Genomic DNA, 5,093 nt, shown 5'->3' with positions numbered 1-5,093 from the left:
GGCTTAACGCCAAATGAATCAGAGCGGCTGTTCCACGAACAGTCAGGTCGTGTGGCCAAAATTAGTTGACCACTACACCGCAAACCACCGGCCGTATCTTTGATCATATCCTGTTGCAGCAACGCACGCTCCGCAGAAGAGAAGGTTTCTCTCTTCGCCGGATCCTCAGCAGTTGTGGTGAGCAGGCTGAACTGCGCGTCATAAAGCTGGTATTCCCCTTTGTCCTGGCCCTGGCGCGCTTCACTCAATACCGCCCGCATCGACGACACGGGAAAACTCATAGAGAGCACGCCATACCAGTAGTTCTGATAATCCAGTGGCACGCTGGCGGTGACCAGCGAATCGGCGAAATTGGCTTCATGGGCTTCATCGCTAAACCAGCGTACACCGCGCAGCTTATTTTCACGCTCGCTTTGCGCGGCAAACCACGGGCTGGTCAGATACTGGTAATAACGCTGCACAATTTCATTATTGTTGCCAACGGGCAATGTAGAGATAAAAAAGCCTGCGCGGGAAACATAGAGTGCGCGGCGAGGAAACATGGTGGCGCTGGAGGAGAAACGGAACAGATAACCGAGCTCCATCGCAGCGGTCAGTTCGTTATGCAACAACGGATTGTCGCGGCTCAGTGAGGCACTTTGCTCGACGAAATAATCCGACACGCCATAGATAGGCAAGGTCCGGCGGTTATCCAACACGATTTGCCAGTAAGGCAGGATCCGCTCGCGTTCAAACTCCCCCTGGATGTTACGTAAGACGTCAAACGCCAGCGGCGTTTGTGCCGCCGACTGCATACCGTTACGAAAGAAGAGCAGACGATCGACGCCCACCTGCACCTGCCGGTCGAGTACGTTAGAGACATTGTCCAGCGTGTTGCGCTGGCTGACCACATAGGCGCCTTTCATCACCATCACTTCACGCCAGGTGAGGACCGTCGAGCAGACAAGGACAATAACAAAGCAGAGATTAACTACCCGGCTGGGAACAAACCAGGTTTTGACTAAAGCCAGTCGCGGTGGACCTTTAATGACCTTTTCCCGCCCCACTGAGGAGTCTCCCTGATTAATCATAACGCCTCACCACACAGTGCGGTTGCCAATGGCAAAACGGTAAGAAGAAAAACGCCCGGACATGCCGGGCGTTTTAGGTGGCTATGCATCTTCGCAAACCTTTCGCGTTTCACCGGGAACCAATTCATCTTCCCGAAAAGCTTCACGTTTCACGACGTAACCGTCATACCAGCGACACTCCACCATTCCACTGGCATAACCGGTGACAATCATGCACTGCCCACCTTTTTTTGCTTTTACTTCATCACTGACCAAAAAGACCATCTTGCCTCCTGTATCAGGGTGAAACGTTTTCACCTTAGACGAAGTTTTCTCCTTTTGCATAATGGCAAAATTGAGAATTCAGGCGTGCGTACCACGTAGTCGTGCAACAACTTTCACCGCCGACAGCACCACCGCGCCGATGAGAAAACCCAGCACCAGATTTGCCAGCATCGGGAGCAGCGCCGCGATAAGCGCACTGTTACCCTGCGCGATGCTCTCTACGGCATGGTGCAACGGCGTAATACCGTGGACCACAATCCCGCCACCGACCAGAAACATGGCCAGTGTCCCGACCACCGACAGCACCTTCATCAGCCATGGTGCAATAAATAGCAGACTTTTACCCAACGCCTGGGCCAGCGCGGCGCGCTTTTCTACCAGCGAGTAACCCATATCGTCCAGCTTGACGATGATGCCCACCAGCCCATACACGCCAATGGTCACCAGCAGCGCAATCCCGGAAAGGATCAGCACCTGATTTAACAACGGTGCGTCGGCGACAATACCCAGCGTGATAGCCACAATTTCCGCCGACAGAATAAAATCGGTGCGAATCGCCCCTTTGACTTTGTCGCGTTCAAACGCGCGCGGATCCTGCGACGCCATCGCCTGCAGTCGCTGCTCACGATCTTCCTGCGTTTCTTTATGCTTGCGGGCTTCAAGACTGTGCAGGACTTTCTCCACACCTTCAAAGCACAGGTACGCCCCACCTACCATCAATAGCGGCGTGACGGCCCAAGGAATAAACGCGCTGATCAACAGAGCCAGCGGCACCAGAATCACTTTATTGAGCAACGACCCTTTCGCCACGCTCCAGACCACCGGTAATTCCCGGTTTGCACGCACCCCCGTGACCTGCTGCGCGTTCAGGGAGAGATCGTCACCCAATACGCCGGCGGTCTTTTTTGCCGCCAGTTTTCCCATCACCGAAATATCATCCAGCAGCGTGGCGATGTCATCGAGTAAAGTTAATAAGCTACTACCTGCCAAAATATTCTTCCTTATTGATTGCCTGTGGTTTTTTTCCTGCTCGCCATCTCAGTATGATGTAAAAAAGCGACAGCGAAAATCCCCCAGGCCAGTACAACAAAAATTTAACAGATAAAGTACAATTAACCGCTCGCCAGGGCGATAGTTTTGGCGTTTACTATATGCTTCCTTTTTATTTTGCTGTGAGGGAGTATGCGTTTCAGGCAAGTTTTACCGCTTATAGGTGCACTTTTTGCGCTGTATATTATTTGGGGTTCCACGTACTTTGTTATTCGCATCGGGGTTGAAAGCTGGCCACCGTTTATGATGGCAAGCGCACGCTTCCTTTCCGCTGGCATTTTGTTGATGGCATTCCTGCTCATTACCGGCCATAAACTTCCCTCGTTACGCCCCATGCTTAACGCAGCACTGATTGGCGTGTTATTGCTGGCCGTCGGTAACGGTTTTGTTACCGTTGCAGAACACCAGAACGTCCCTTCCGGCATTGCAGCCGTCGTCGTGGCGACCGTCCCGTTATTTACGCTCTGCTTTAGCCACTTTTTTGGTATCCAGACCCGTAAATTAGAATGGATGGGCATTGCCATTGGCCTGGCTGGCATCATTTTGCTTAACAGCGGCGGCAACCTGAGCGGTAACCCCTGGGGTGCGCTGATGATCCTTATCGGCTCGATGAGCTGGGCATTCGGCTCCGTCTACGGCTCACGCATTGAATTGCCCACCGGCATGATGGCCGGCGCAATCGAAATGCTGGCGGCAGGCATCGTCCTGCTGATTGCATCAATGTTAAGCGGCGAGCGGATGACCACATTACCAACGGCGCAGGGCTTTATGGCTGTCGCCTATCTGGCCATTTTCGGTTCCGTGATTGCCATCAACGCCTATATGTACCTGATTCGCAATGTCAGCCCGGCGGTCGCCACCAGTTATGCCTACGTTAACCCGGTAGTGGCCGTGTTGCTCGGTACCGGTTTTGGCGGCGAGCACCTTTCCAGCGTGGAATGGCTGGCACTCGGGATTATCATCATGGCCGTCGTGCTGGTGACGCTGGGTAAATACCTCTTCCCTGCCCGTCCGGTCGTTACCCCTTGTGAAGCGGAAAAATAGCGTTCATTGACTGAATGCCACGTGTGTCGATCTGCGCGGTGTCGCCTCCCCCGCAGATCCACTCTTCCAGCCGCTCACCCAGCGCATCATCCGTTAATTTAAGCCGCCCGCGCAACGCACATTCCCAGACAATCAACACTCGCCAGCCTTGTTCTCGTAAAAGTGTGCTATCGCGGCCATCACGCAGCACATTCTTGCCAATCTTTTCCAGCCAGAACTCGGTACGCGTTGCGGGCACTTTAAATAAGTAACAATCGTGGTGGTGCCAGAAACAGCCGTGAGTAAAAATCACGGCGTGATAGTCATCCAGCACAAAATCGGGACGCCCTGGTAACGCAGCGTCCTGGACGCGAAATGTTAGCCCCAGCGTTTCCAGCAGCGACGCGAGACGCTTTTCAATTGCCGTGTCGCGGGTGGCAATGGCGCGCATGTTTTTGCTGCGTGTCGCTTTGTCGTGAACATCGGCCATTTGCCCCCCTTATGCTATCAATCTGGTTTGTGGTGGCAAAAACGCTGCAACACATCGTTGTCCAGCCCGTGGTAATCGCCCTGCAATTCAGCGCTAATTTTCGCCATAAACTGTACCAGGTATTCGGCATTATATTGCGCCAGCGCTCGCCCTTTTTCCGTTTGCATCGTCGCAGGCAAGGTCAGCAGCTTGGTCTGAAAATGGTCCAGCGCGTAACGTTTATCGTTGAGCTCTCGCCCATCGGCAAACGGATTGTTGCTATCAAACAGGGCAACCCCCAGCGAACCTGCCACAGCAAATACGCGGGCCAGACCAATCGCGCCCAGCGCTTCAAGTCGGTCGGCATCCTGGACAATTTTGGCTTCCAGCGTGTGTGGTACGATCCCGGCGCTATAGCTGTGCGCCTCAATGGCGTGGCGTACCGCCGTAAAGTTTTCCTCAGGGAAATCCAGGAAGTCCTCTTTCAGGATGCTCGCCGTTTTCTCCGCCGCCATGCGCGAAGCCATTGCGCGCTGTGGATCATTCTTTGCCAGACTCACGATGTCGTGGAAATAGCAGGCCGTCAGCACCACCAGTCCATCCACTTTTTGATCTTCCATAAGATGCTGCGCCGTACGCCAGACCCGGCGAAAATGGGCGACATCGTGTGCGGCATCTGCCTGCGTATAATGTTGTGCGACCCACTCATCAAAGCGCTGCTGCCATTCAGTTAACGTCATTGTCACTCCTTCCGGTGAAAGCGGTAACCATAGCACCATTTTATTTCATTGCTTATGCGTCCGTCTCACGCGGTCGGGTATACCAGGCAATCCCTGCCAGCATGAGCCCTACGGCACCGAAGGTCAGCAGGCTGAGCAACGCCAGTAACCACTGCGCAGGCTCAGCCATTCCCGTCTCATGCAATGAACCCGCGGATGGGGCAGCAGTACGGCTTATCGTCCAGAGGATCTGCACAACATTCCAGAGAAAATAGAGGCAAAACAACCAGAAAGCCCATAGCGCAAGCTTACCCCCCGGACCGCGAACACGTTTTATCTTCATCCCTGTACATCCTGGTACTCATAACCTTGACTGCAACAACACAATATAATTTCACTATAAACGTGATAAACACCACATTGCGCGAATTCAGATAATAAGTGCAACGCTCGGACATGATTGTGGAGAGTGTAGGAGGAAGGGTTAACTACCGATAA

7 protein-coding genes are annotated in these 5,093 nt (G+C 53.4%); 1 reads left to right on the top strand and 6 read right to left on the bottom strand.

Translation table 11 applies throughout. From position 1 onward, the window contains the following. The 3 genes from dgcQ to ACSZPU_RS23215 all read right to left on the bottom strand — a co-directional run. The coding region (gene dgcQ / locus ACSZPU_RS23225) for a cellulose biosynthesis regulator diguanylate cyclase DgcQ (protein WP_499003690.1) at nucleotides 1-1,070 on the bottom strand (1,070 nt) is incomplete at its 3' end. 81 nt (nucleotides 1,071-1,151) lie between these two features. Then, a complete protein-coding gene (locus ACSZPU_RS23220; protein WP_499003687.1) occupies nucleotides 1,152-1,334 on the bottom strand; it encodes a YodC family protein in 183 nt (60 codons plus the stop codon). 78 nt (nucleotides 1,335-1,412) lie between these two features. Beyond that, complete coding sequence (locus ACSZPU_RS23215) at nucleotides 1,413-2,324, bottom strand: DUF808 domain-containing protein (RefSeq protein ID WP_499003683.1); 912 nt, start codon at nucleotides 2,322-2,324, stop codon at nucleotides 1,413-1,415. A 192-nt stretch (nucleotides 2,325-2,516) separates the two neighbouring features. Here ACSZPU_RS23215 and yedA point away from each other — a divergent pair, with 192 nt between their 5' ends. Next, the gene (gene yedA, locus ACSZPU_RS23210) at nucleotides 2,517-3,428 is read left to right on the top strand and encodes a drug/metabolite exporter YedA (protein WP_499003680.1); all 912 of its coding nucleotides are present in this window, start codon (nucleotides 2,517-2,519) and stop codon (nucleotides 3,426-3,428) included. On the opposite strand, the gene ACSZPU_RS23205 is transcribed toward yedA, so the two are convergent. The 3 genes from ACSZPU_RS23205 to drpB are packed head-to-tail and all read right to left on the bottom strand — an operon-like array spanning nucleotide 3,403 to nucleotide 4,938. Further along, nucleotides 3,403-3,897, bottom strand: coding sequence for a very short patch repair endonuclease (locus tag ACSZPU_RS23205; protein ID WP_499003677.1), 495 nt, complete (start codon nucleotides 3,895-3,897; stop codon nucleotides 3,403-3,405). The genes yedA and ACSZPU_RS23205 overlap by 26 nt on opposite strands. A gap of 17 nt (nucleotides 3,898-3,914) precedes the next feature. Further along, the gene (locus tag ACSZPU_RS23200; protein WP_499003674.1) at nucleotides 3,915-4,616 is read right to left on the bottom strand and encodes a phosphohydrolase; all 702 of its coding nucleotides are present in this window, start codon (nucleotides 4,614-4,616) and stop codon (nucleotides 3,915-3,917) included. 52 nt (nucleotides 4,617-4,668) lie between these two features. Beyond that, nucleotides 4,669-4,938: a cell division protein DrpB gene (drpB, locus tag ACSZPU_RS23195; protein WP_499003671.1), complete on the bottom strand. Its 270-nt coding sequence runs from the start codon at nucleotides 4,936-4,938 to the stop codon at nucleotides 4,669-4,671. Between the last annotated feature and the right edge of the window lie 155 nt (nucleotides 4,939-5,093).

Source organism: Phytobacter sp. V69 (genome assembly GCF_965644215.1).
Taxonomy (GTDB): domain Bacteria; phylum Pseudomonadota; class Gammaproteobacteria; order Enterobacterales; family Enterobacteriaceae; genus Phytobacter.
The sequence above is the reverse complement of the archived record's forward strand: the minus strand, read 5'-3'. Positions and strand labels throughout refer to the sequence as shown.

Bases quoted from the DNA above. Each gene is read 5' to 3' on its own strand.
- drpB (WP_499003671.1), bottom strand. From the start codon at position 4,938: ATGAAGATAAAACGTGTTCGCGGTCCGGGGGGTAAGCTTGCGCTATGG.
- yedA (WP_499003680.1), top strand. From the start codon at position 2,517: ATGCGTTTCAGGCAAGTTTTACCGCTTATAGGTGCACTTTTTGCGCTG.
- ACSZPU_RS23220 (WP_499003687.1), bottom strand. From the start codon at position 1,334: ATGGTCTTTTTGGTCAGTGATGAAGTAAAAGCAAAAAAAGGTGGGCAG.
- ACSZPU_RS23200 (WP_499003674.1), bottom strand. From the start codon at position 4,616: ATGACGTTAACTGAATGGCAGCAGCGCTTTGATGAGTGGGTCGCACAA.
- ACSZPU_RS23205 (WP_499003677.1), bottom strand. From the start codon at position 3,897: ATGGCCGATGTTCACGACAAAGCGACACGCAGCAAAAACATGCGCGCC.